The following is a 22,587-nucleotide window of genomic DNA, read 5'->3' as shown; positions in this document are numbered from 1 at the left end:
TTGAGCTTCAACGTCGGCGTGGGCGAACGCTCGCACCTGGGCGCTGTGTGTGGCGCCACAGCGGCTGCCACCCGAGACCGACAGTGGTGGGTCGACCTCGATGTCGCGCGGCGTGTCCGGGAAGGCGCGGTAGAGCGGGAGCATCGTCCGGTCGGCGCCGACCAGCTCGTCGACGGTGGCGAGGAGCCAGTCGGCCCAGCGCACCCGGATCGTCGGCGGCAGGGCGGCCGCCGCGGTGCGCAGGTCGCCGCGCATCACCCAACCGCGGTCGGCCAGGTCGGCCTCGATTGCCGCGACCCAGGCGGGCCCGTCGGGCTGCGGGTCGCCGGCGCCCACCACGGAGACCAGGCCGGTGCGGCGCAACACGACCGCGAGCGGATCCATGCGTGCCCTCCCCCGTGCGTGACAGCGGTGGGCGGAGAGTCGCGACGCTAGTTTCGCCGGGAAAGGGGTGAGAAGGAAGCACCGCGCGGAGCCACCCACCGCAGGGTGGATCGTACGCCGGGCGACCCTGCGGGATCAGCCGATATTCTGCGGCCGGCCGGGGCCGTAGCATGTCGCGCTGTGAACGACCGGAGTCCGCGCGAACGCGGGATCGCCCACGACATGGGTTGCGGGATCTGCGGACACGGGCCTACCGCGGAGACCACGTTCCGTGGGCACGAGGGCCTGGCGATCCTGATGCGCATGCACAAGGTCAGCAGTCGGCTGTGCCGGGACTGCGGCATCAGCTCGTTCCGGGACCTGACCGCGATGACCCTGTTCCGCGGCTGGTGGAGCCCGTTCTCGCTGTTCGTCTCGCCGGTCGTGCTGGCCATGAACCTCTGGCGGCGCCACATCGTCGCCGAGCTGCCGGGTCCCGAGCGCACCTCGGCGCGCATCGCGCCCAACATGCGCCCGTTGCCGCTCGGCCGACCGGTGCTCGCCCGGCCGCAGGCGTGGCTGGGGCTCGTCGTGCTGATCGGGCTCATCGCGTTCGGCGTGGTCTACGACACCGGGCCGGCGCGGGAGTGTTTCCGCGGCGACGCCCTGGTCGCCTGCGCGGAGCCGCACGAAGCCCGGGTGATCGCGGTGGTCGGCAGCCCCTACGACTGCCCGGCGGAAGCGGAGGCGTTCGTGGAACACGCCGGCCTGGTCCACTGTCTGGTGACCGAACAGACCCACTGACGGTCACCCGGCCCGACACCCCGGTCGCGGGGTGCCGGGCCGGCCGTCACCGGGTCAGCAGCTCGCCTTGTAGGCGGCCGCCTTGCCCTCGGCGCTGTCCATGTTCTCCTTGGTGATGATGGTCGAGCCGGTCTTGATGTTGGCCTCGTTCGCCTCGCCCTTCAGGGCCTTGATGGCCTGCTGGACGCCCTGCACGCCGATGTCACCCGGCTGCTGCGCGATCAGCGCCTGGACGGTGCCGTCCTGCAGCGCCTTGATCTGCTCCGGGCCGGCGTCGAAGCCGACCACGTTGACCTTGCCCTGCTTGCCCGCCTGGCGGATACCGGTCGCCGAGCCCTGCGCCGAGAAGAGGTTCGAGGCGAAGATGCCGACGATGTCCGGGTCCTTCTGCAGCGCCGCGCTGACGATCGACGCGGCCTTGGCCGGGTCGTTCTGCGAGTACTGCACACCCAGGTAGGTGAACTTCGAGTCGGCCTTCGCCGCGTCCGCGAAGCCCTTGTCGCGGGCGTCGGTGGTGCTGATGCCGGGCTGCACGCCGACGCCGAGCACCTTGCCGCCGTTGGGGGCGAGCTTCTGGATGGCTTCGAAGGCCGCCTTGCCGCCCGCGCTGTTGTCGGACGCGATCGCCGACACCGCGACCGACGGGTCGTTGAGCGTGGTGTCGACCAGCACGATCTTGATGCCCTGGGCCTTGGCCTGCGCGATCGGCTGCTGCATCGCGGAGACGTCGGTCGGGGCGATCAGGATCGCGTCGGGCTTGGAGGCGATCACCGACTGCAGCACCGGGGTCTGCAGGGTCGGGTCGAACTTCTGGGCACCCTGGACGTCGACGGTCGCGCCTTCCTTGGCCGCCTCCTCCTTGATGCCGCATTCCATGGTGATGTAGAACGCGTCGCCGGCGACGCCCTGGACGAACGCCAGTTTGTACGCCTTCGACCCGCCGTCGGCGGACGAACCGCCGCCGTCACTGTCGGATCCACAGGCGGCCGCGCCGAGCGCGACGGCGGCCAACGCGGCGACTATGGCGGTTGACTTGCGCTTCATGCTGATCCCTTTCTCGATGTGCTTCCCGCCCCACCTGCTCGGGACAGGAAGGGCAGGCGTGTTTTGGTGCCACGTAAGGCCGCGGCACGACGAAGCTGGTCGACGTAGACCACGGCCACGAGCACCGCGCCGACGACGACCTGCTGCCAGAACGGCTGCACGCCGACCTGGATGAACCCGTTCTGCAGCACGATCGGGATGAACAGTCCGATGACGGTGCCGAACACGGAACCGATGCCACCGAACAGGCTGGTGCCGCCGATCGCGACGCCAGCGATGACGTTCAGCGGCGTGTTGCTCTGGCCGCCGATCGTCGTCGACTGGAAGAAACCGAGGTTGAGCAGGCCGGCGAAGCCGGCCAGCAGCCCCGCGAACGCGTACACCTTGATCAGGTGTCGTTCGACCTTGACGCCGGCGCGGCGGCCGGCCTCGGCGTTGGAGCCGATGGCGTAGGTGTAGAGGCCGAACCGCGTGCGGTGCAGCAGCACGATGCCGAAGACGACGACCACCGCGGACACGACGGCGATGGTGGGCACCTGGCCGACGATGTTGCCGAAGCCGATGTCGTTGACCAGCGCCTGCGGGGCGTCCCGCAGGTCGAGGCCCTTCGTGATGATCTGCGCGAAGCCCAGCGCCGCGCTCAGCGAGCCGAGGGTCACCACGAGGGGTGGCACCTTCGCCTTGGCCACCAGGATGCCGTTGACCAGCCCCCAGGCCAGTCCGGAGGCGAGGGCGGCGACCAGTCCGATGAGGACGGTTCCCCAGCCCTGGCCGCCGTACCACACCATGATCTTGTCGGCGACCACGCCGCTGAACACCAGCACGCTGCCGACCGAGAGGTCGATGCCGCCGGTGATGATCACAAACGTCATACCCACGCCGAGTACGGCGTAGATGGCGGTGTTCTGCACGATGCCGCGAATGTTGAACCCGGTGAGGAACGTGTCCGGGCGCAGCGCTGTGAACACCGCGATGGTGACGACCAGCAGGATCAGGATCTGCAGGGCCTGCAGGCGCGAGATCCGCGAGAGGCGACTGGTCGGAGCGTCCTCAGTGGCCACTGCGGGCGTGGTCTGGGTCGCGCTCATGATGCCTCCTGTGCCAGCGCACCGGTCATCGCGGACACCAGTTGCTCCATCGAGGTGTCCGCCTTGTTGTAGGTGGCGACGCGGCGGCCGCGCCACATCACCTGGATGCGGTCGGCCACCTCCATCACGTGCGGCATGGAGTGGCTGATGAACACCACGCCGATCCCCTCGCCGCTGACCCGGCGCACCAGTTCCAGCACGTTCTGGGTCTGCACGACGCCGAGGGCCGCGGTCGGCTCGTCGAGGAAGATGACCTTCTGCGCCCAGGCGGCCGCGCGGGCGACCGCGATGCCCTGCCGCTGGCCGCCGGACATCCCGCCGACCGTGCCGTTCAGGTCGCGCACGGTCGCGCCGAGCCGGTCGAACGCGCTGCGACTGCCGTCGCGCATCGCCTTGGAGTCCATGAAGCCGAGCTTGCCGAGCAGGCCTTTGCGCATGACCTCGCGGCCCAGGTACATGTTCTGCACCGGGGACAGGTGCGGCGCGAGCGCGAGGTCCTGGAACACGGTCTCCATGCCCAGCGCACGCGCGTCGGTCGGCGACGTCAGCTGGACGGGCTTGCCCTCGAAGAGGACCTCGCCCGAGTCCGCCGACTCCGCGCCGGACAGGATTCGCACGAGCGTGCTCTTGCCGGCCCCGTTGTCGCCGATCAGCGCGACGACCTCGCCGGCCTGCACGTCGAAGTTGGCACCGGACAACGCCTCGACGTGTCCGTAGTGCTTGGTGATGCCGCGCGCTTCCAGCACCGCCGTCATGCCGCCGCCTCCCTTCGGGCGGCGGAGCACGACCGCGCGCCGCTGAGTTGACTGCGCTCGCTGCGCTCGTTCATGACACCGCCTCCGTCCAGGGCCGTGCCCGCCCGGCAACCGTGTCGAGGCAGGTCTGCAGCCGCGGGCGCGCCACGGTGTCCAGGAACTCCTGCCGCGCCGGCCCGTCGAGGCCGATCGCTTCCTTCCAGATCGAGCGGCCCGCGATGAAGCCGGACGCGCCGCCCTCGTCGCACGAGACCCGCAGGACGTTCTGGAACTCCTCGAACCCGACGCCCGCGGAGAGCACCGCCCACGGCGCCTTGACCGTCTCGGCGACGCGCCGGCAGCCCTTGGCCGAGCCCGGGTACTCGATCTTCACGAGGTCGACGCCGGTGTCCGCGATCTGCACGGCGGCCTCGACGATCAGGTCCTCGCGCTGCTGTGCACTCAGCTCCTCGCCGGGCAGCGCGTAGATGAGGTTCTCCACCACCGACGGGATGCCGGCGGCCCGGCAGTCCTCGGCCACCGCGCGGACGATGTCGAGCACCTCGGCCGCGATGTCCGGGCCGTCGCCGACCGGCCGGCCCGGGCGCAGCTGCACGAGGAACTTGACGGCGTCGCCGCCCTGGGCCTTGACCCACTCGGCGTCCTGCTTCGGGTCGCGGTGCGTACGCGGCTCGCCGTTGTAGTTGCCCCGGTCCGCCGGCTCGGCCGCGACCAGCAGGCCGCAGCTCGCCGCGCGGGCACCCGCCTCGGTCGTGGCCGGCACGCCCCAGGTCGGGTCGAGCAGGATGCCACTGGCCAGGGGCGTGAGCGCGGCCGCCACGTCGATCTTCGCCTGCCGCAGGTCGGCGTCGCCGGCGTCCGGCTGCCCGACGGCGGCGAACATCCGGCGAAGCGTGTTGCGCTGGTCCATGGCGACGATCGAGAAGACGCCGTTGGCGTCCGCGATCGCGCCGAGACCCTTATTTCGATCCGTCATGCGTGGTCCTTTCCGCGGTTTCGTGGAACTGCCGCGTCACCTTGTCGAAGGGGACGTCGTAGGCGGCGCGGGCGGCGAACATCGCCGCACCGCGGGCGCCCGGTTGTTCGAGTGCGGAGATCCGCAGGCGTGGGATCACCGCGGCCTTGGCGCGGCGCACGCTCGCCATCCGGGTCCAGCCGCCGGCCGCGACGGCCGTGCGGTGCTCGCCCACCACGGAGTTGACGGCGGCGAGCAGGGCCGTGGTCTGCTCACTGAGGTACGCGAGCGTGGCCGCCCAGAGCTGGTCGGGGCCGGCGCCGTCGCGGATCCGGATGGTCACGTCGTTGTCGTGCGGAGCGGCCGGCATCAGCGTGACGCCGTCGTCCGTCCGCGGCTCCCAGCGCCGGTCGAGCGCGTCGCGCCGGCCGGGCTCGTCGGCGCCGAGCAGGGCGAGGACGCGGCGCATGACCAGGCCCGAGCGCATGCCGCCGATCAGCACGGCGTGGTCGGGCAGCACGTGCCGGCCCGCGTCGATGCCGAGGCCCACGAGGGTGGCGCGCTCGTCGTCGGTGAGGATCCGGGGCACGGAGCGCAGCAGCACCTCGGCGGTGCCGAGCGAGTTGAACAGGTCCGCGGGGCCGGTCGCGCCGGCGCCGATCGCCGCTACCGGGTGGTCGTGGCCGGCGACCGTGACGGCGGCGCCCTTGAGCGCGCCTTCCCTGACGTAGCCGGCGGGCCGGCCGGCCGGGCGGGTCTCGGGCAGGAACGCCGGGCCGGCACCGATCCGGTCGAGTGCCTCCGGCCACGGGCGGCCGGTGGCCTGGTCGAGCAGGCCGGTGCGGGAGGCCAGCGACGGCTCGCTGACCAACTCGCCGGTCAGCGCGTACGCCACGAACTCGGGCATGTTGAGCCAGCGCGACGCGGCGTCGACGTGGATTCCGGCCGCGCGCATCCAGAGGAGCTTGGGCAGGCTCCACTGTGTACCCAGCGGGAGGCCCGTGCGACGGGGGAACTCGGCGACGAACGCCCGGCCCTGCGCGTCGAGCTCGGCCGCGCCGCGCTCGTCGAACCAGGCGATCACCGGCGAGGTCTCCCGGCCCTGTTCGTCGAGGATGACGCCGCTCTCGGCCAGGCCGGCCAGGCCGATGCCGGTCACCCTGACCGGCCCGTGTGCGGCCTCGGCGGTGGCGACGGCGTCGGCGAGCGTACGCAGGACGTCCGCGGCGAGGTTCGCGCCGGTCGTCTCCAGCCGGCCCTCGGGCGTGGTGGTCCAGCTCGTCGGGTTGCGGGCGAACGCGACCGTCTCCCCGTCCGGGCGGGTGAGCACGGCCTTGGTGTCGGTGGTGCCGAGGTCGACCCCGGCGACGAGTTCCGTCATAGCCGGGCCGCCAGTTCGCCACTCCCCCGCGGGACGATCCGCAGCGGCGCCAGGATGGTCTCGACCGGCGGCTCGTCGCCCGCGAGCCGGCTGAACAGCCGCTCCGCCGCGAGCCGCCCGATCGCCTCCGGCGAGTGGTCGACGATCGTGACCGCCGGCGTCAGCGTGTCGGCCATCGCGAAGTCGCCGAACGAGATGAAGCCGAGATCGGTGCGGCGCATCCGGTGGATCGTCGGCAGCGTGCCCAGCGAGCAGCGCGTGTTGGCGCTGAAGATCGCGGTCGGCGGCTCCGGCAGGCGCAGGAGTGCCTCGGTCGCCAGGCCCGCGTCGCCCTTGGCGGGCTCGATCTGCGCGACCAGGTCCTCGTCGGGCACGATGCCGGCGCCTTCCAGCGCGTCCCGGTAGCCGAGGAGCCGGTGGCGGGCGGTCGCGGTGCTGAGCCGGTCGCCGATGTACGCGATCCGCCGGTGGCCGTGCCGCAGCAGGTGCTCGACGGCCATCCGGGCGCCGCCGCGGTCGTCGACCACCACCGCGTCGGCGGCGAGGTCCTCGGCCGCGCGGTCGATGAACACGAGCGGGCAGCTGGAGTTGCGCAGGTACGCGTGGTTGTCGGAGATGGACGCGATGATCAGCCCGGCGACCCGCCGCTGGTAGAGGCCGTCGAGGACGATCCGCTCACGCTCCTCGCGCCGCCGGGTGCTGGCGATGATGACGGAGACGTCCCGGTCGATGGCCATCCGCTCGATCTCGCCGATGACCGACGCGAAGAACGGGTCGCCGACCTCGTCGACCACGACGCCGATGGTCTCGTCGAGCCCGCGCCGCAGTGACCGCGCCAGCGGGTCCGGCCGGTAGCCGAGGTCGATGACGGCCTGCTCGACCCGCGCCCGGGTCTCCGCGGCCACGCGGTCGTCACCGTTGATGACCCGGGACGCGGTCTTCGTGCTCGTCCCCGCGGCCTCGGCGACGTCCCGCAGGCGGGCCCGCTGCTGCTTCACGCCAGCACCCCCACCAGCTCGGTCGGCCACGCGCCCGACATGCATCCCGCGGCCTGCCCTTGCAGCCGCTTCGCGGCAGCACCCGTCGTCGCCCAGCGCGCGCCCGACGTGACGAGCGCGGGCGTGACGGCGTTCCGTTGCCGCTTCATGGCAGCTCACGCACCGTCTCGGGTTGGTGCGCGACCTGCGTGAGCAGTTCGGCGGCCCGGTCGGGGTCGACGCCGCCCGCGCGGAGCTGCTCGCAGGAGGCGCTGGCCGTGGCCGAGCCGCGGCGCATCGCGGCGCCCCAGTCGTCGTTGGTCGCCAGCTCCAGCAGGACCCCGCGAGGAACGAGTCGCCCGCGCCCACGGCGCTGACCACCTCGACCTTGACCGCGGGGAACCAGCGGACCCGGTGTTTCGATGGTTCCGCCAGTGCCACGCCGTGCGCGCCGGCGGTGACGGCCGCGTTGCGGGCGCCGAGCCGGCACAGCGTGGCGGCGGCGTCCATGGCGCGTTCCCGCACGTCGCTGTCGGCATCGGTGAGCAGCAGGCCGGACGCGCCGGTGATCGCCGCCTCGGCCTCCTGGAGGTTGGGTTTGACCAGGTCCGGGCCGCTGGCCAGGGCGGCGCGGAGCGCGCCGGGTGCGGTGTCGACGAGTGCCAGCACGCCCGCCTGGTGCGCGAGGTCGACGAGCTGGGCGTAGCCGTCCTCCGGCGCACCGGGCGGCAGGCTCCCCGAGCAGGCCAAGCTCCGGCGGCCCGGCAGGCTCGCGGCGATCGCGGCGCAGTAGCGCCGCCACGTGTCGGCGTCGATCGTGGACCCGGGCTCGTTGACGATCGTGGTCCGGCCGCCCTGCTCGATCATGATGATGGCGTTGCGGGTGTCGCCCGGCATGGGCACGTCGACGACATCCGCGCCCTCCTCGGCGAGCAGCCGGAGCAGGCGTTCCCGGTCGTTGTCGGCGACGAGTCCGACCACTGTGGCCGGTCTGCGGTGGGCCCGTGCGACGCGCGCGATGTTGACGCCCTTGCCGCCCGCGGTGACCTCCACCTGGCGGGCACGCATGACACCGCCGAGCACCAGCTCGGGCACGAGCTGTGTCCGGTCCAGACACAGGTTGGGCGTCGCGATCAGCACTGACCGGTCCCCTCTACGACTCGATAGGTAATCGTTGTCACGGAACGAGGTAATCGATGTCACAGCAGTGCTCGCACTATGTGCACTCGCCTTCATGACTGTCAAGATGACGAGGAGTTTTCGCCCAGGTTTCGTGACGCGATCGTTTCCGAAGACGGCCGTACGACATGGAGAGTGACCCTCTGGTCACCGCGCGTGTCGCGACGAGAGGAGCGCTGGTGCCGGTGCGACCACCCGCGATGCTCGTCGCCGGCCCACCCGCGAGCGGCAAGACCGTGCTGGGCAACGCGATCGCCCGACGGCTCGGCGCCGCCCTGCTCGACCTCGACGTGCTGACCCGGCCGCTGACCGCGGTGGTGGGCGCGCTGCTCGACACCGACGACCTCGACGATGCCCGGCTCGCGTCAGCCACCCGGAATGCCCGTTACGAGACGCTTTATGACGCGGCGGCCGACAACCTGGCGATCGGCAACGCGGTCGTGCTCGTCGCCCCGTTCACAAGTGAACGGCACTCCCCAGATGTTTGGCGCGCGGTCGCCGGCCGGCTCGCCGACGCCGGCGGCCGGCCATCGCTGGTCTGGCTGCGGGCGTCGCCGGCACTGCTGCGCGACCGGATGTCGACCCGCGCCGCGGGCCGCGACCGCGCCAAGCTCGCCGACGTCGACGCGTTCCTCGACCGGCTCGACCTGGACCCGCCGGCGGTCGACCACGTGGCCGTCGACGCCGCGTCGCCGCTGGAAGCACAGGTCAGCGCGGTCCTTGACGCGCTGCCGCGGCTGCGCCAATGATCACCGACAGCCCCCGCCCCACCGGAGGAGAAGCCATGAGCGTCATCGTCCTGCCCGCCAACCAGCCGGCCGACCGGTTCTATCTCGGCGGGGACCGGATCGCGGAGTTCCGTGGCACCGCTCCCGCCGGCGACCACGTGCCGGAGGACTGGGTGGGTTCGGCCACGACGGTCGCGGGCTTCGACTCGCTCGGCCTGACGGTCCTGGCGGACGGCCGCCTCCTGCGCGCGGCGATCGCGGACGACCCGGTCCGCTGGCTGGGCGCCGCGCACGTGGACCGCTTCGGCGCGGACCCGGCGCTGCTGGTCAAGCTCCTCGACGCGGGCGAGCGGCTGCCGGTGCACGTCCACCCGGACGACACGTTCGCCCAGTCGCACCTGGGTTGCCGCAACGGCAAGACCGAGTCCTGGATCATCCTGAGCGCCGAGCCGGGCGCCACGGTCCACCTGGGCTTCCGCGAGGACGTCGCGCCGGCGACGCTGGCGGGCTGGGTCGAGCGACAGGACCGCGCCGCGATGCTCTCCGCCCTGCACGCGGTCGAGGTGACGGCCGGTGACACGGTCTTCGTCCCCGCCGGCTACCCGCATGCCATCGGCGAGGGCATCCTCCTGCTCGAGTTGCAGCAGGCGGCAGACCTGTCACTGCTGCTGGAGTACGACGGCTTCGCCGTCGACGGCCCTCGCGACGGGCACCTGGGCATCGGCTTCGAGGCGGCGCTCCCCTGCGTCCGCCACGAGGCGGTGCCGGCGGACACGTTGAAGGAGATCTGCGGCCGGATCGACGACCGACACATCTTCCCGGCGTACGCGGACGGCTTCTTCCGCGCGGACCACCACAGTGGATCGTCCACCTGGGAGCCGGGCTTCTCGATCGCCGTGGTCCTGTCGGGCGAGGGCCGGCTGGCCTGGGGCAGCGACGACTCGGTCGCCCTGCACCGCGGCACGACGGTCCTGATCCCACACGACGCGGGCACAGTCCGCGTGGCCGGCGACGTCGAACTGGTCCGCTGCCGCCCACCGGCGGCCTGAGCCGACCATCGAGCCGACACCGCCTGAGGTCGCCGGGCCGCGTTACAGCCCGTGCTCGGCCAGGCGGCGGATGGCCGCGGCGGAGGCGCCGCGGGCCCAGTCCTCGAAGGTGTGTGGGCGCGTGACGATCTCGCAGCGGCTGGCCGCGCCGAAGGCGTGTTCGGCGAAGGAGGCGCGCAGGTGCGTCTCGAAGAGGTCGAAGTTGCTGACCGCCTCGCCGCCGATGATGACCAGCTGCGGGCCGGTCAGGTTGACCAGCGTCGCGATCGCCGTGCCGATGACCGTCGCCGCGTGCTCAAACGTGCGGACCGCCACCGGGTCGCCCTGGTGCGCCAGCTCCACGATCTCGACGATCGACAGGTCGCGGCCCAGGGCACGCGACACCGAGGCGACGATCGCCGGCGTGCCCGCCACCGCCTCGACGCAGCCGCGGCGGCCGCACGGGCAGACGTGGTCCGGCGAGGTCAGCGGCAGGTGCCCGATCTCGCCCGCGACGCCGTAGGCACCGGCCACCACGTCGCCGTTGATGTGCAGCCCGCTGCCGATGCCGCGGCCGATCGTGACGATCGCGAACAGGTCCGTGCCGACGCCCACGCCGAACCAGTGCTCGCCGATCGTCAGGGCGCGGACGTCGTTCTCGACCAGGACGTCCCGGCCCAGGCGGCCGGAAAGAACGGCGCCGAGGGGCACGTCCGTCCAGCCCATGATGGCCGACTCCCGGACCACACCGAGGGAGGTGTCGACGTCGCCCGAGACGCTGACGCCCACGGCGCAGAGCCGGTCCGCCCGGTCCCCGAGCGCGCCGACCAGCGACCGGGTCGTAGCCTCGATCGCCTCGACCACCACCGACGGCGTCGTCGCCTTCAACGGCCGCCGGTCGACCGCCAGCACGTGGGTCGTCAGGTCGGTGGCCACGCCGACGATCTCGTCGGCGTTCACCTTCACACCGATCGACACCAGCGCGTCCGCGACCACCATCAGCGGGTTGGCGGGCCGGCCCGGCTGGCCGTCGCGCGGCAGCGACAGCTCGTCGGAGACCAGGCCTACCTCGAGCAGCGGGCCGACCGCCTTCGTGACCGCCGCCTGGGAGAGGCCCAGCAGCCGGGCGATGTCGATCCGGCTGATGGGTCCCCGGGTGAGGATCGCCCGGAAGACGCCGGCGGCCGCCGTGGACGCTCCCTTGAGGAGCGCGATGGCCGCGCCCGCATCATGCATCGCCTGGTTCCTTTGCTGTGAGCCGGAGTCGCACATGGACGATACGGCAGCCGGCGCACCGGGGCGGGAGCGCCGCTCCCGCCCCGGCACCGGTCACTGCTTCGCGAGGATCTCCTGCGTCTTCGCGGTCATCTCCGCGAAGACGGCCTTGTCCTTCTCACCGCTGAAGTACGCCTCGAACATCGGCTGGATCGTGTCGACGATCTGCTGGCCGTTGGCGGTCGGCGGCGCCGGGTACAGCTCGCCGTTGTTCAGCGCGTTGACGAAGCCCGACAGGTCGAGGCCCTGCGCCTTCTGCGCGTCGACGGCGACCTGCAGCGACTTCGCGATCGACGGCAGGAACGTGGCGTCCGCGCCGGCGGTCGACTGGCAGGCCTCCGAGCCCATGTAGGTGACCCACTTCCACGTCGAGTCGAGGTTCTTCGTACCCGCGTAGATGTTGTTGGCGTTCGAGTTGCTGATCATCGAGCGGCCCTGCGGACCCTTGACCGTCGGGGCGACGCCGACCTTGACGCCCGGGATCTTCGTCATCGAGGTCGCGTCCCATGTGCCGCCCTGCACCATCGCCACGGTGCCGGAGCCGATCTGCTGGCTGCCGGCCACGGTCAGCTGGCCGAACTTCGGCATCAGGCCGCGGTCGCCGAGGCTCTTGATGTACTCCAGCGTCTTGACGAAGTTCGGGTCGTCGTACGGGAACTTCGTGGGCCAGGCCGGCTTGTCGCCGAGCCGCCAGCCGAGCGTGGAGACGAACGGGTTCCACGAGGTCTGGCCGTTGAAGTCGCCGGAGGCCAGGCTGCCGATGCCGTACCTGGCGACCTTGGTCTTGTCGAAGCCGGGCTCGTCACCCCGCTTGCCGTTCTTGTCCACGGTGAGCTTGGCGACGATGTCGTCGAACGTGCCGCCGTCGTCCGGGTTCCAGGTCATGTCCCGGATCTGGTCGGCCGTGATGCCGGCGTCCTTCGCCTTGTCCTCGTTGAAGTAGATCGCCGCGCCGGCCCAGTCCAGCGGGATGCCGTACTGCTTGCCGTCGGTGTACTTCCACGACTCGACGCCGATGTCGAACACCGACAGGTCGTAGTTGGTCTTCTTGATCTGGTCGTCCAGAGCCATGATCTGCTTCTGACCGGCGTACGCACCGAGCAGCGGCACGCTGTTCTGGAACGCGTCCGGGGCGGCGCCCGAGACGAAGCCGGCGGTCAGCTTCGTGAAGTAGTCGTCGACGGCGTACTGCGAGATCGTGACGGTGATCCCGGGGTTCGCCTGTTCGAAACCGGGCAGGCATTTCTTGTACGAGGCGGCCTGCCGCTCGTCCCACGTCCACCAGTTGACGGTCTTGCCGCCGGCGTCGCCGCCACCGCTGTCGCCGTCGCTCGAGCAGCCGGCCAGCGCCGCGGTCGCCGCGAGGGCGAGCGCGATCGCCGACGCGATTCGCTTGGATCTCATGGGTTCCTCACTTGTCGGGTGATGGGGGTGTGGTGGGCAGCCTTGTTCCACATCGGACGCCCGCGCCCGATGCCAGAGTTATGAAGTTCAGAAGAGTGCGGCCGCGCCGTCGGCTGGCACGTCCAGTGCGGACAGATGGCCGTCGTGCGCGACGACGACGTGGTGTGGTGCGCCGCGGACGTCGCGGAAGACCGCGCTCTCCACGGCGCCGCCGACCCAGCTCAGGTCGACCGCGAGCCCCCCGCGGACCCGCAGGCCGGTGACCCGGCCGTGCGGCCACTGGGCCGGTAGTGCGGGTAGCAGCTCGACGCGGCCGCGGTGGCTCTGCACGAGCATCTCGGCGATCGCCGCCGTGAACCCGTAGTTGCCGTCGAGCTGGACGGGTGGATGGGTGCTGAACAGGTTCGGCAGGAGCCCGCCCCACTCGGATCCGTCGACCGGGGCGGGCGCGCGGTGGTCACGGTCGAAGGGCGTGAACGCCTCGAGCAGCAGCGCCCGCGCCTGTGCGGCGTCGCCGAGCCGGGCCCGCAGCGCCACCTTCCAGGCCCACGACCAGCCCATCGCGCCGGGGCCGCGGGCGTCCAGGAACCGGCGTGCCGCCTCGGCCAGCTCGGGTGTGTCGACGAGGTCGAGCGGGTAGAGCGCGACCAACGGGGACAGGTGGCGGTGGTGCGGGTCCGCGTCCACCAGGTCGGATGACCACTCGCGCAGCCGGCCGTCGGCGCCGACCTCCAGCGACGGCAGCCGGTCGAGGGCCTTGGCGAGCTCGGCGTCGAGCGGGTCCGCCAGGCCGAGCGTGGCGATCGCCGCCCGCGCCCGCAGCAGCAACGCCCGGATCAGCGCGATGTCCGCCGTCGTCGACACGCTCAGCGCCTCCGGCCGTCCGGACGGGCCGACGTACAGGTTCTCGGGCGAGGTCGAGGGCGTGGTGCGCACCCCGCCGGAGACGGGGTCGTCCACGAGCCAGTCCAGGCAGAACTCCGCGGCGCCGCGCAGCAGCGGCCAGACGGTGTGTTCGAGCAAAGCGCGGTCGCCGCTGAACTCGTAGCGGTCCCAGAGGTTGTGGGTCAGCCAGACGCCGCCCATCATCCAGATCGCCCAGCTCGGCGCGCCGTGGCCCATGCCGACCGGCAGGCTCCAGCCCCAGAGGTCGCTGTTGTGGTGCGCGACCCAGCCCCGGGTGCCGTAGAGCCGTGCCGCGACGTCGGCGCCGGAACGGGAGAGCCGTCTCACCAACGCGACCACAGGTTCACATGGATCGGCGAGCCCGACCACCGGCGCCGGCCAGTAGTTCATCTGCGTGTTGATGTTGATCGTGTAGTTCGACGACCACGGCGGGCGCAGTTCCTGGTTCCAGATGCCCTGCAGGTTCGCCGCCGGTCCGCCCGCGCGCGACGAGGCGCCGAGCAGGTACCGGCCGTACTCGGCGAGCACCGTGGCCCGCAGGCCCTCGTCGGTGCCGTGCAGGACGTCGCGCTCGACGTCCCAGGTGCCGGCTCGCCGGCCGCCGATCGCGAAACGCGCGCCCGAGACGTGGTCACGGATGTCGGCCACGTGCTCGGTGAACCGTTCGGCCCGCTCCAGTGCGGCCCGCGCGGTGGTGCGCGCCCGTTCCCGGATCTCCCCACGCGAGGAGGTCCGCCAGTCGGCGCCGTCCGGGCCGTCCCACCACAAGCCGGACCGGCTGGACGTCGACAGGGCGATCAGCAGCCGGCTCGCCCCACGGACCCGCAGCAGGTCGCCGTCCCGACCCCGCGTTCCGTCGCTGTGCACCGCGAGCGCCGCGGTGGCGAAGTGGTCGAAGCGGCCGTCGTCAAAGACATGGGCGGGCTCGCCCGGCTCGTGCAGCGGCGCGCCGTCGACAGGCGCGACCACGTCCAGGGTGATGCCGTCCTCGGACGCCTCCAGGCCCACCGACCGCAGCGGCGTCGACAGCGTGAGGTCGACATCGAGCACCGGCCCGTCGGCGGTGTACTCGACGAACAGGCAGGCGGCCGGCGCGGAGACGTAGGTGCGCCGGGTGACACCGACGCCGGCCACGGAAAGCCGCTCGGTCACGTGCGACTCGTCGAGGTCGAGCACCCGGGCCGGCCGGCCACGGACTCCGGCGGTCTCGAGCACCAGGTCGACGAAGGGCAGGAACTCCTGCGAGTAACGGCCCTCGAAGCTCATCAGCAGCTCTTCGGCGTGCTGGAGGTCGCCGGCGTCGATCGCGGCCCGGGCCTCGGCGAGCCGCTCCGGCCCGGCGCCGCCCGCGACCAACGCGTCGAGCGCTTCCGCCGGCCCGTCGGGATGACCCGACCAGATCGTGGCGTCGTTGACCTGGACCCGCGCCCTGGCCCCGCCGAACACCATCGCGCCGATCCGGCCGTTGCCGAGCGGGACGGCCTCGACCCACTCCCGCGCCGGCGCGGACCACGAGAGGCAGAGGTTCATCACTTGATCCCCGAGAACCCGATTGAGTTGACGATGCGCCGGCCGAACACCATGAACAGCGCGAGCATCGGCAGGGCCGCGACGAGGGTCGCCGCCATCAGGCCGGCCCAGTCGGGCTGCGACTGCGGCGAGGACTGCTTGAACACCGCGAGGGCCAGCGTGAGCGGCTGCACGGAGTCGTCGCTCGTGGCCAGCAGCGGCCAGAAGTAGTCGTTCCACATGCCGATGAAGCCCAGGATCGACAGCGTGATGATCGGGCCGCTGGTCATCGGCAGCGTGATGCCGAACAGCACCCGCAGCTTGCCCGCGCCGTCCAGCAGCGCCGCCTCCTCGATCTCGGTCGACAGGCCGAGCATGAACTGGCGGAGGAAGAAGATGTTGAAGGCCGAGAAGAGGGCCCCGGGCAGGATCAGGCCCGCGAACGTGTTGAGCAGGCCGAGCTCCTTCACCAGCACGAAGTTCGGCAGCAGGGTCAGGATGCCGGGCACCATCAGCGCCGTGAGGAACAGGCTGAACATCAGGTCGCGGCCGCGCCACTGCAGGCGGGCGAAGGCGTACGCCGCCAGGGTCGAGAAGAACACGATCAGCCCGGTCGACAGCGACGCGTAGATGACCGAGTTGAGCAGATAATGTCCGATGTGGATGGAGGCGCCGGAGCCGCCCTCCGCGATGGACTGTTCCGTCGTCGCCAGCCCGAGCACCCGCTGGAACGGTCCCCACGTGAAGCCGACCGGCAACAGCGAGGCGGGATGGGCGGACAGGGCGTAGTTGTCGGAGAGCGCCGTGCGCAGGATCCAGTAGAACGGGAAGATCGTCACGAACAGCACGCCGATGAGGTACGTCCAGGCGGCCGTACGCCCGATGCTGAACTTTCTCATGCGTTGGTGTCCGATTCGTTCGCCCGCAGCAGCCGCATCTGCAGGAACGTGATGGCGATGAGGATGACGAAGAGGGACAGCGACATCGCGGCGGCGTAGCCGAAGTCGAACTGCCCGAACGCCTTGCTGTAGATGTACATCTGCAGCACGTTGGAGGCGTTGGCCGGGCCGCCCTTCGTCGTCACCTGCACGATGTCGAAGACCTGGAACGCGCCGATGATGTTCAGGACGATCACCAGGGCGAGGATCGGCCGCAGCAGTGGCAGGGTGAGCCGGCGGAACATCGTCAGCTCGCCCGCGCCGTCGACCCGCCCGGCCTCGTAGATCGTGGGCGGGATGGTCTGCAGCCCCGCGAAGATGATGATCGAGGTGTAGCCCATCTGCTTCCACACGCTGATCAGCGCGATCGACGGGATCGCCCAGCCGCGCGAGGTGAGGAACTGGATGCCGTCGCCGCCCAGCGCCTTGATGACGATGTTGACGACGCCGAGCTGCGTGTCGAGCATCCATGACCAGACGGTGCCGGCGACCACGGCGGAGATGAGGAACGGCAGGATGATCAGGCCGCGGATCACGGTCGACGAGGTGAGCCGGTGCAGCACCGCGGCCGTGATGATCGAGACGACCAGGCTGATGCTCACCGACAACACGACGAAGTAGACGGTGACGCCGAGCGCCGACCAGAAGACGTCGTCGTGCAGGAGCTGCGTGTAGTTGTCGAGGCCGACCCACTCCGGCGGGCTGAGCACCGCGAAGTCCGTGAAGCTGAGGTAGATGCCGCGCAGCGTGGGATAGGCCGCGAAGACGAGGAACCCGACGAGCGCGGGCGCGATCAGCACCCAGGCGAGCTTGGCGTCGCCGCGGTGGGCGGGCGAGTGCGTGTTGACGCGGGACCTCCCGCGCCGGACCGCGCCTCGCGGTGGCCGCTGCTCGCGTGCCGTTGACTCCAGGACCGCCATTGGTCTGCCTGCTCCCGCATGTTTCGGCTGTTGCCCCTGCGCTTGCCGCGCCAGACTAAACATGGTTTATTTACGCCGTCAAGTAACCCTGTCGTAACGTCCGCGGAGGCTGTTACACATGCAATCCGGCACCACCGCCGTCATCGCCCTGCGTGCCGGAGGAGCGGCCTTCGTCGTCGAGATCTGCGATCCGGTGCCCCGGATCCTGCACTGGGGTGCGGACCTCGACGCCCCGGCGGACGACCTCCGGCGGACGGCCGAACCCGCGGTCCTCAACAACTCCCCGGACTCTCCGCGGGTGTTCTCGGTCTGGCCGACCGAGCGCGACGGCTGGTCCGGCACACCGGCACAGAGCGGGAACGCCTCCGGGTACGCCACGACGCCGCGCCCGTCCCTCGCCGCGCACCGGGTCGAGGTGCCGGCCGACGGCGTCGGCGGGCGGCTGGAGCTGGACCTCGTCGACCCGGTCGCCGGGCTGCGCTCGGCCGTGGTCTGCGAGCTGGACCGGTTCGGGGTGCTGGCGGTCTCGCTCAGCGTGGCGAACGCGGGCGATCGTGCGTACACAGTGGATGGTCTGCTGGCCCTGCTGCCCGTGCCCGAGCGGGCGGCCGAGCTGGTCGACTTCACCGGGAAGTGGTGCCGGGAACGGGCTCCGCAGCGCGCGCCCTTCAATTTCGGCACCCACCTGCGGGCGACCCGGCGCGGCAAGCCGGGGCACGACTCCCCCTACCTCCTGATGGCCGGGACCCCGGCGTTCGGCTTCGGGCACGGCGAGGTCTGGGCCGCGCACCTGGCGTGGAGCGGCGAGCAGCGCTACCTCGCCGAGCGGCTGCCGGAGGGCGCCGGCGCGTTCGCGGCCGCCATCGGGGCCGGCGAGTCGCTGCGGTCGGGCGAGGTGATCCTGGCCCCGGGCGAGCGGTATGACGCGCCGACGGCGCTGTTCGTCTGGTCCGGCGAGGGCACGGACGGCGTCGCGGACCGGCTGCACCGGCGGTTGCGTGCCCGGCCCGGCCACCCCGCCGCCGTGCGGCCGCTCGTGCTCAACACCTGGGAGGCCGTGTACTTCGACCACGACCTGGACCGGCTGACCGCGCTGGTCGAACGGGCCGCGACGGTCGGGGTCGAGCGGATCGTGCTCGACGACGGCTGGTTCCGCGGGCGCCGGGACGCCGACGCGGGCCTCGGCGACTGGTTCGTCGACCCGGACATGTGGCCGGACGGCCTCGACCCGTTCGTCAAGGTGGTCCGGGCGCACGGGATGCAGTTCGGGCTCTGGTTCGAGCCCGAGATGGTCAACCTCGACTCCGCGCTGGCCCGCGCGCACCCGGACTGGATCCTCGGCCCCGCGGCCGGGCTCGGGCCGTCGGCGCGCCGGCAGTACGTGCTCGACGTCGCCCGCCCCGAGGCGTACGCGTACCTGCTGTCCCGGCTCGACGAGCTGGTCGCCGCGCACGGGATCGACTACCTGAAGTGGGACCACAACCGGGACCTGCTGGAGGCGGTGAGCCGGTCGGCCCCGGGCGGCGAACGGCCCGGTGTCCGGCGGCAGACGCTCGCCCTCTACCGGCTGCTCGACGAGCTGCGCGCCCGGCACCCGGACCTGGAGATCGAGACGTGCTCGGGCGGCGGCGGTCGGGTCGACCTCGGCATCCTGGACCGCACCGACCGGGTGTGGGCCTCGGACTGCAACGATCCCGTGGAGCGGGCGCAGATCGAGCGGTGGACGCGGGCGCTCGTACCCCCGGAGCTGATCGGTTCACACCTCGGCGCCGCGCGCTCGCACACCACGTCCCGCACGACGGACCTGTCGTTCCGCCTCGCCGTGTCGCTGACCGCGCACGCGGGCATCGAGCAGGACCTGACGGCGGCGACCCCCGCGGAGCTGGCGACGATCGCGGCCTGGTCGGCGCTGTACCGCGAGTTCCGGCCGTTGCTGCACACCGGCCGGATGGTCAACGCGGATCTCGCCGACGACGCGGTGGCCCTGTACGGCACGGTGGCGCAGGACGGGTCGCGGGCGCTGTTCACCTGGCTGCGCTTCCGCACGTCGGCCGCCGGGCAGACGGGCCGGGTCCGCTTCCCGGGCCTGGACCCGGCGGCCCGCTACCGGATCGCGATCCGGGACGAGATCGGTGCGGCGAGCCGGCACCAGGCCGACGACCCGGCGTGGCTCGGCCAGGCACCGCTCGAGCTCTCCGGCGCGGTGCTGACCGTGGCCGGCGTACCGCTGCCGACGCTCAACCCGCAGCAGGCCATGCTGATCGACATCGAGAGGACCTCATGACCACCATCGTTTTCGCCGGCGACAGCATCACGGACTGCGAACGCCGCACGGACCCGGCGGGCCTCGGCGACGGGTACGTGCGCCGGATCGCCGCCACCCTCGGTGACGCCGTGCGGGTCGTCAACCGTGGGATCAGCGGCAACAGCACCGGCGACCTGCGCGCCCGCTGGGCGTCGGACGTGCTGGCGGAAAACCCGTCACTGGTCAGCGTGCTGGTCGGCATCAACGACACGTGGCGCCGCTACGACAGTGGCACCGTCACGACGGTCGAGGCGTTCGAGGACAACTACCGGGCGCTGCTCGACCCGCTGGCCGGCGTACCCCTGATCCTGATCGAGCCCTTCCTACTGCCGATCAACGAGGAGCAGGTGACCTGGCGCGCGGACCTGGATCCGAAGCTGGCGGTCGTCCGCAAGCTGGCGACCGAGTACGCCGCGACCCTGATCCCGGCCGACACCGCCCTGGCCGCCGCGGGCACGCCGGCGGACATGGCACCGGACGGCGTCCACCCGAGCCCTCGCGGCCACGACCTGCTGGCGTCGCTCTGGCTCGAGCACACGGAGGACTTGCGCGGCCGGTGACAATGGCGGGCGTGATGCGCGGATACCGGGTCGCGGAGACCGACGCCCTGCTCGCCACCGTGCGCGCCGGGCTCGAACAGGACGACCCGTTCCGCCGGGCCGACGCGCTGCGGGCCATCGAAGGGACGAAGCTCCCGGTCGGCTGGCGTGGCTACAACCGGGAGCCCGTCGACAGCTACCTGCGGCGGGCCGCCAAGGTGCTGGGCCGCTAGGGCGTCAGGTTCGTGCGTGCCTCCGAGACCCAGCCGGCGACGGCGCGCGCGCCGGAGGTGGCGGCGAGGGTGGCGGCCTCGTCGAGCAGCGTGCTCGCGTCGCCGGGGCCGCCCTCCGCGGTGAAGTAGGCCTCGGCGACCAGGTTGGCCGCCACGCCCGCCGCGAAGCCCAGGTCGCGGCGCAGCCGCGTCGACTCGGCCAGGGTCGCGTGCGCCTCGGCGGTGCGGCCGGCGTGCTGGGCCGCGAAGGCCAGGTGGCGCAGGGCGTACGAGCGGGTCAGGTCGTCGCCCGCCGCCTCGGCCAGGTCGCGGGAGCGCGCGAACATCGCCTCGGTCGTGTCCATGTCGCCGCGCACCACCTGGTGGTAGCAGCCCACCCAGAACTGCGCCTCGCCCGCGCCGCGGGTGTCCCCGAGCGCCTCGTAAAGGGCGAGCGCGCGCTCGAACAGCGCGATCTCCGTCTCGTCCTCGCCTGGCTGCTCCCCGTCCGCCCGCGCGGACAGGTACCGGGCATGTCGGATCCGGCCGCGGGCCAGCGCCGTGTCGGCCTCGACCGCGTCCAGCGCCCGGTCGGCGGCGTCGAGCCCGTCGTCGGCGCCCGCGAACACGGCCGCCTCGTAACGCTCCCCCGCCTCGATTAGTCGATCATCCACACTGTGGAGTGTATGGACGTGTTCCCGGTTACGGCGAACCGAGGAGTTTCTCGACGAGCGCCCAGACCTGGTAGACGGCGGGGGCCAGGTCGGCGACCGGTTTGACCCGGTTGACCAGGCGGGCGAACGTCGCGCTGAGCGCGTCGTGGTCCGGGTCGGCCTGGCGGACCTCGGCGGTCAGCGCGTCGACGTCGCGGAGCGCCTTGGCCCGTTCGGGCAGGTCGCCGGCGGCCCCGATGGCCTCGCGGATCTTCGCCAACTCCGCGACGATCCCGTCGACCCGCGGGTCGGCCGGCGCGATGTTGTACTGCACCGCCTGCGCGTGGTCGCCCGCGGCGGCGGCGCCCGTCAGGTTGCCGCCGACGATGACGCCGTAGTTCGGTTGGCTCATCGCTTTCCTTCCCCGGCGCCGGCCGTGGCCTTCGCCTGCTCGCCCGCCGCCGCGGCACCGTAGTTGTCACCGTTGATCACTACGCCGTTGTTGGTGTACGAGCTGACCCGCTCCTCGTACTCGGACGTGTCGACGCCGTTGCGCCGCAGGAAGTCGACCACCGCGTCGTTGATACGACGCTGCACGAGCTTGGCGTACTTGGTGGAGTCCAGCCGCTGCAGGTAGGTCAGCGGCCATGACAACGACGCCATCTGGCGGACCTCGTCGCGCGCGCCGTAGTCATAGACCTCGTCGTCGATGCTCGACTGGTCGGCGACACCGCTGCGCCACCACGCCAGCACGCGTCTCGCCAGGGTGATCGTCAGGCGGAACGGGGCCAACGCGATGTCCGCGCCGGCGGTGCGCAGACAGTCCTTGAACGCTTCCCACCACACGTCGGTGCCCGGCGTGTAGTGGTCGATGTCGAGGTAGGGCCGCCGGATCGGGCCGAGCATCGCGGCGACGTTCTCGACGTAGAGCATCCCGCCCTCGACAGCGATATGGGTGAACGTCGTGACCATCACGCTCTGGTGCTCGGCCGGCATGACGACCGTCCGGTCCGGGCGCAGGATCGCGCGGCTCTCCGCGCCGACGCTGACTCGCAGGAAGTGGCGGGCGCTCGACTGGGGATGCCGGACGATCTCGTCCATCGCCTCGCGGGTCGCGACCGAGTACGGGACGCGCAGGCGCTGGTCGACCAGCGGGAATCCGCGCCAGCGCGTGCCGCTGGCGATGATCTGGTCGCGCAGGTGCAGGCTGGTGAAGGCGGCGCCGTCCGGCAGGTCCGGCGAGCTGAGCGCCGCCAGTCGCTGCTTCACGTGACGGTTGAGCGCCACCGGGTCGATCGCCACCGGTGGCGGCTCCGGCGCGTCCGGCGGCCGACGGGGCGGGAGGAAGCCGTCGGCCGGCCTTGCCGGCTTCAGCTCGACGGCGACCGACCAGGCGTCCGTCACCCGCCCGGCACCCAGAAACGGGTTGTACCCGTCGTGCAACACGATGTTGCCGTGCTGCGCGGCGGCCACCGTCTGGAGCCGGTGCGCGACGAGCCCGCCGACGCCGGTGTTGCCAGGCTGTGCCGGCGCGCCCAGCGCCAGCTCGGGCCTCGGCGGCGCAGGACCTCCAGCTGGCCTTCTACGCGGAGGCGGCCAAGAAGGGCTACGCGACCGGCGACTT

At 71.8% G+C, this 22,587-nt stretch carries 21 protein-coding genes; 6 read left to right on the top strand and 15 right to left on the bottom strand.

Features of this window, described 5'->3' with window-relative positions; genetic code table 11:
• Positions 1 to 384, bottom strand: a 384-nt coding sequence (locus tag AB0H87_RS17895) for a hypothetical protein (RefSeq protein ID WP_360146164.1), incomplete at its 3' end; no start/stop codon positions are given.
• Between the two features lie 180 nt (positions 385 to 564).
• On the opposite strand from AB0H87_RS17895, the gene AB0H87_RS17890 reads away from it, so the two are divergent.
• Positions 565 to 1,167, top strand: a complete 603-nt coding sequence (locus AB0H87_RS17890) for a hypothetical protein (protein ID WP_360146161.1) — start codon at positions 565 to 567, stop codon at positions 1,165 to 1,167.
• Positions 1,168 to 1,221: 54 nt separating this feature from the next.
• Here the strand turns inward: AB0H87_RS17890 and AB0H87_RS17885 are convergent, their stop codons facing one another.
• The 6 genes from AB0H87_RS17885 to AB0H87_RS17860 form a co-directional block, all read right to left on the bottom strand.
• Positions 1,222 to 2,211 carry an ABC transporter substrate-binding protein gene (locus tag AB0H87_RS17885; RefSeq protein WP_360146158.1) on the bottom strand — a complete coding sequence of 330 codons (990 nt, stop codon included), beginning with the start codon at positions 2,209 to 2,211 and terminating at the stop codon, positions 1,222 to 1,224.
• On the bottom strand, positions 2,208 to 3,299 hold the full coding sequence (locus AB0H87_RS17880; RefSeq protein WP_360146155.1) for an ABC transporter permease: 1,092 nt from the start codon (positions 3,297 to 3,299) through the stop codon (positions 2,208 to 2,210). The genes AB0H87_RS17885 and AB0H87_RS17880 overlap by 4 nt, the downstream gene beginning before the upstream one ends.
• Positions 3,296 to 4,054, bottom strand: coding sequence for an ATP-binding cassette domain-containing protein (locus tag AB0H87_RS17875; RefSeq protein WP_360146152.1), 759 nt, complete (start codon positions 4,052 to 4,054; stop codon positions 3,296 to 3,298). The genes AB0H87_RS17880 and AB0H87_RS17875 overlap by 4 nt, the downstream gene beginning before the upstream one ends.
• A gap of 70 nt (positions 4,055 to 4,124) precedes the next feature.
• Entirely contained in the window at positions 4,125 to 5,030 is a 906-nt protein-coding gene (locus AB0H87_RS17870; protein ID WP_360146149.1) for a hypothetical protein, read from the bottom strand.
• Positions 5,014 to 6,390, bottom strand: coding sequence for an FGGY family carbohydrate kinase (locus AB0H87_RS17865; protein ID WP_360146146.1), 1,377 nt, complete (start codon positions 6,388 to 6,390; stop codon positions 5,014 to 5,016). The genes AB0H87_RS17870 and AB0H87_RS17865 overlap by 17 nt, the downstream gene beginning before the upstream one ends.
• Positions 6,387 to 8,507, bottom strand: a complete 2,121-nt coding sequence (locus AB0H87_RS17860; RefSeq protein WP_360146143.1) for a PfkB family carbohydrate kinase — start codon at positions 8,505 to 8,507, stop codon at positions 6,387 to 6,389. The genes AB0H87_RS17865 and AB0H87_RS17860 overlap by 4 nt, the downstream gene beginning before the upstream one ends.
• 218 nt (positions 8,508 to 8,725) lie before the next feature.
• Here AB0H87_RS17860 and AB0H87_RS17855 point away from each other — a divergent pair, with 218 nt between their 5' ends.
• Together AB0H87_RS17855 and AB0H87_RS17850 are read left to right on the top strand one after the other, a co-directional pair.
• The gene (locus AB0H87_RS17855; RefSeq protein WP_360146140.1) at positions 8,726 to 9,295 is read left to right on the top strand and encodes an AAA family ATPase; all 570 of its coding nucleotides are present in this window, start codon (positions 8,726 to 8,728) and stop codon (positions 9,293 to 9,295) included.
• Between the two features lie 35 nt (positions 9,296 to 9,330).
• Positions 9,331 to 10,323, top strand: coding sequence for a class I mannose-6-phosphate isomerase (locus AB0H87_RS17850; RefSeq protein ID WP_360146137.1), 993 nt, complete (start codon positions 9,331 to 9,333; stop codon positions 10,321 to 10,323).
• 42 nt (positions 10,324 to 10,365) lie between these two features.
• Here AB0H87_RS17850 and AB0H87_RS17845 read toward each other — a convergent pair whose 3' ends face one another.
• The 5 genes from AB0H87_RS17845 to AB0H87_RS17825 all read right to left on the bottom strand — a co-directional run bounded on the left by AB0H87_RS17845 (position 10,366) and on the right by AB0H87_RS17825 (position 17,254).
• Positions 10,366 to 11,538 carry an ROK family transcriptional regulator gene (locus AB0H87_RS17845; protein WP_360146134.1) on the bottom strand — a complete coding sequence of 391 codons (1,173 nt, stop codon included), beginning with the start codon at positions 11,536 to 11,538 and terminating at the stop codon, positions 10,366 to 10,368.
• 93 nt (positions 11,539 to 11,631) lie between these two features.
• Positions 11,632 to 12,981: a sugar ABC transporter substrate-binding protein gene (locus AB0H87_RS17840; RefSeq protein ID WP_360146131.1), complete on the bottom strand. Its 1,350-nt coding sequence runs from the start codon at positions 12,979 to 12,981 to the stop codon at positions 11,632 to 11,634.
• An 87-nt stretch (positions 12,982 to 13,068) separates the two neighbouring features.
• Positions 13,069 to 15,417 (bottom strand): glycoside hydrolase N-terminal domain-containing protein, encoded by a 2,349-nt coding sequence (locus AB0H87_RS17835; protein WP_360146128.1) that lies wholly within the window; start codon positions 15,415 to 15,417, stop codon positions 13,069 to 13,071.
• The gene (locus AB0H87_RS17830; protein WP_360146125.1) at positions 15,417 to 16,295 is read right to left on the bottom strand and encodes a carbohydrate ABC transporter permease; all 879 of its coding nucleotides are present in this window, start codon (positions 16,293 to 16,295) and stop codon (positions 15,417 to 15,419) included. The genes AB0H87_RS17835 and AB0H87_RS17830 overlap by 1 nt, the downstream gene beginning before the upstream one ends.
• The gene (locus AB0H87_RS17825; RefSeq protein WP_360146122.1) at positions 16,292 to 17,254 is read right to left on the bottom strand and encodes a sugar ABC transporter permease; all 963 of its coding nucleotides are present in this window, start codon (positions 17,252 to 17,254) and stop codon (positions 16,292 to 16,294) included. The genes AB0H87_RS17830 and AB0H87_RS17825 overlap by 4 nt, the downstream gene beginning before the upstream one ends.
• 118 nt (positions 17,255 to 17,372) lie before the next feature.
• On the opposite strand from AB0H87_RS17825, the gene AB0H87_RS17820 reads away from it, so the two are divergent.
• From AB0H87_RS17820 to AB0H87_RS17810, 3 genes are read left to right on the top strand one after another with little or no spacing between them, the layout of a single operon-like run.
• Entirely contained in the window at positions 17,373 to 19,538 is a 2,166-nt protein-coding gene (locus AB0H87_RS17820) for an alpha-galactosidase (protein ID WP_360146119.1), read from the top strand.
• Entirely contained in the window at positions 19,535 to 20,119 is a 585-nt protein-coding gene (locus AB0H87_RS17815; protein WP_360146116.1) for an SGNH/GDSL hydrolase family protein, read from the top strand. The genes AB0H87_RS17820 and AB0H87_RS17815 overlap by 4 nt, the downstream gene beginning before the upstream one ends.
• An 11-nt stretch (positions 20,120 to 20,130) precedes the next feature.
• Positions 20,131 to 20,331, top strand: a complete 201-nt coding sequence (locus AB0H87_RS17810) for a hypothetical protein (RefSeq protein WP_360146113.1) — start codon at positions 20,131 to 20,133, stop codon at positions 20,329 to 20,331.
• On the opposite strand, the gene AB0H87_RS17805 is transcribed toward AB0H87_RS17810, so the two are convergent.
• The 3 genes from AB0H87_RS17805 to AB0H87_RS17795 are packed head-to-tail and all read right to left on the bottom strand — an operon-like array spanning position 20,328 to position 22,436.
• Positions 20,328 to 20,984: a tetratricopeptide repeat protein gene (locus tag AB0H87_RS17805; protein ID WP_360146110.1), complete on the bottom strand. Its 657-nt coding sequence runs from the start codon at positions 20,982 to 20,984 to the stop codon at positions 20,328 to 20,330. The two genes, AB0H87_RS17810 and AB0H87_RS17805, sit on opposite strands and share 4 nt — an antisense overlap.
• Before the next feature lie 28 nt (positions 20,985 to 21,012).
• Positions 21,013 to 21,375, bottom strand: coding sequence for a DUF5955 family protein (locus tag AB0H87_RS17800; protein ID WP_360146107.1), 363 nt, complete (start codon positions 21,373 to 21,375; stop codon positions 21,013 to 21,015).
• Positions 21,372 to 22,436 (bottom strand): hypothetical protein, encoded by a 1,065-nt coding sequence (locus AB0H87_RS17795; RefSeq protein WP_360146104.1) that lies wholly within the window; start codon positions 22,434 to 22,436, stop codon positions 21,372 to 21,374. Before AB0H87_RS17795 ends, AB0H87_RS17800 begins: the two co-directional genes overlap by 4 nt.
• Between the last annotated feature and the right edge of the window lie 151 nt (positions 22,437 to 22,587).

The organism is Asanoa sp. NPDC050611 (assembly GCF_040654855.1).
In the GTDB taxonomy this organism is placed as follows: Bacteria; Actinomycetota; Actinomycetes; order Mycobacteriales; family Micromonosporaceae; genus Asanoa.
This window is presented reverse-complemented; position numbering and strand designations above follow the sequence as displayed.

Coding starts and splice junctions, on each gene's coding strand:
- AB0H87_RS17885 (WP_360146158.1), bottom strand. CDS start 2,211: ATGAAGCGCAAGTCAACCGCCATAGTCGCCGCGTTGGCCGCCGTCGCG.
- AB0H87_RS17880 (WP_360146155.1), bottom strand. CDS start 3,299: ATGAGCGCGACCCAGACCACGCCCGCAGTGGCCACTGAGGACGCTCCG.
- AB0H87_RS17875 (WP_360146152.1), bottom strand. CDS start 4,054: ATGACGGCGGTGCTGGAAGCGCGCGGCATCACCAAGCACTACGGACAC.
- AB0H87_RS17870 (WP_360146149.1), bottom strand. CDS start 5,030: ATGACGGATCGAAATAAGGGTCTCGGCGCGATCGCGGACGCCAACGGC.
- AB0H87_RS17865 (WP_360146146.1), bottom strand. CDS start 6,390: ATGACGGAACTCGTCGCCGGGGTCGACCTCGGCACCACCGACACCAAG.
- AB0H87_RS17850 (WP_360146137.1), top strand. CDS start 9,331: ATGAGCGTCATCGTCCTGCCCGCCAACCAGCCGGCCGACCGGTTCTAT.
- AB0H87_RS17845 (WP_360146134.1), bottom strand. CDS start 11,538: ATGCATGATGCGGGCGCGGCCATCGCGCTCCTCAAGGGAGCGTCCACG.
- AB0H87_RS17840 (WP_360146131.1), bottom strand. CDS start 12,981: ATGAGATCCAAGCGAATCGCGTCGGCGATCGCGCTCGCCCTCGCGGCG.
- AB0H87_RS17835 (WP_360146128.1), bottom strand. CDS start 15,417: ATGAACCTCTGCCTCTCGTGGTCCGCGCCGGCGCGGGAGTGGGTCGAG.
- AB0H87_RS17830 (WP_360146125.1), bottom strand. CDS start 16,295: ATGAGAAAGTTCAGCATCGGGCGTACGGCCGCCTGGACGTACCTCATC.
- AB0H87_RS17825 (WP_360146122.1), bottom strand. CDS start 17,254: ATGGCGGTCCTGGAGTCAACGGCACGCGAGCAGCGGCCACCGCGAGGC.
- AB0H87_RS17820 (WP_360146119.1), top strand. CDS start 17,373: ATGCAATCCGGCACCACCGCCGTCATCGCCCTGCGTGCCGGAGGAGCG.
- AB0H87_RS17815 (WP_360146116.1), top strand. CDS start 19,535: ATGACCACCATCGTTTTCGCCGGCGACAGCATCACGGACTGCGAACGC.
- AB0H87_RS17800 (WP_360146107.1), bottom strand. CDS start 21,375: ATGAGCCAACCGAACTACGGCGTCATCGTCGGCGGCAACCTGACGGGC.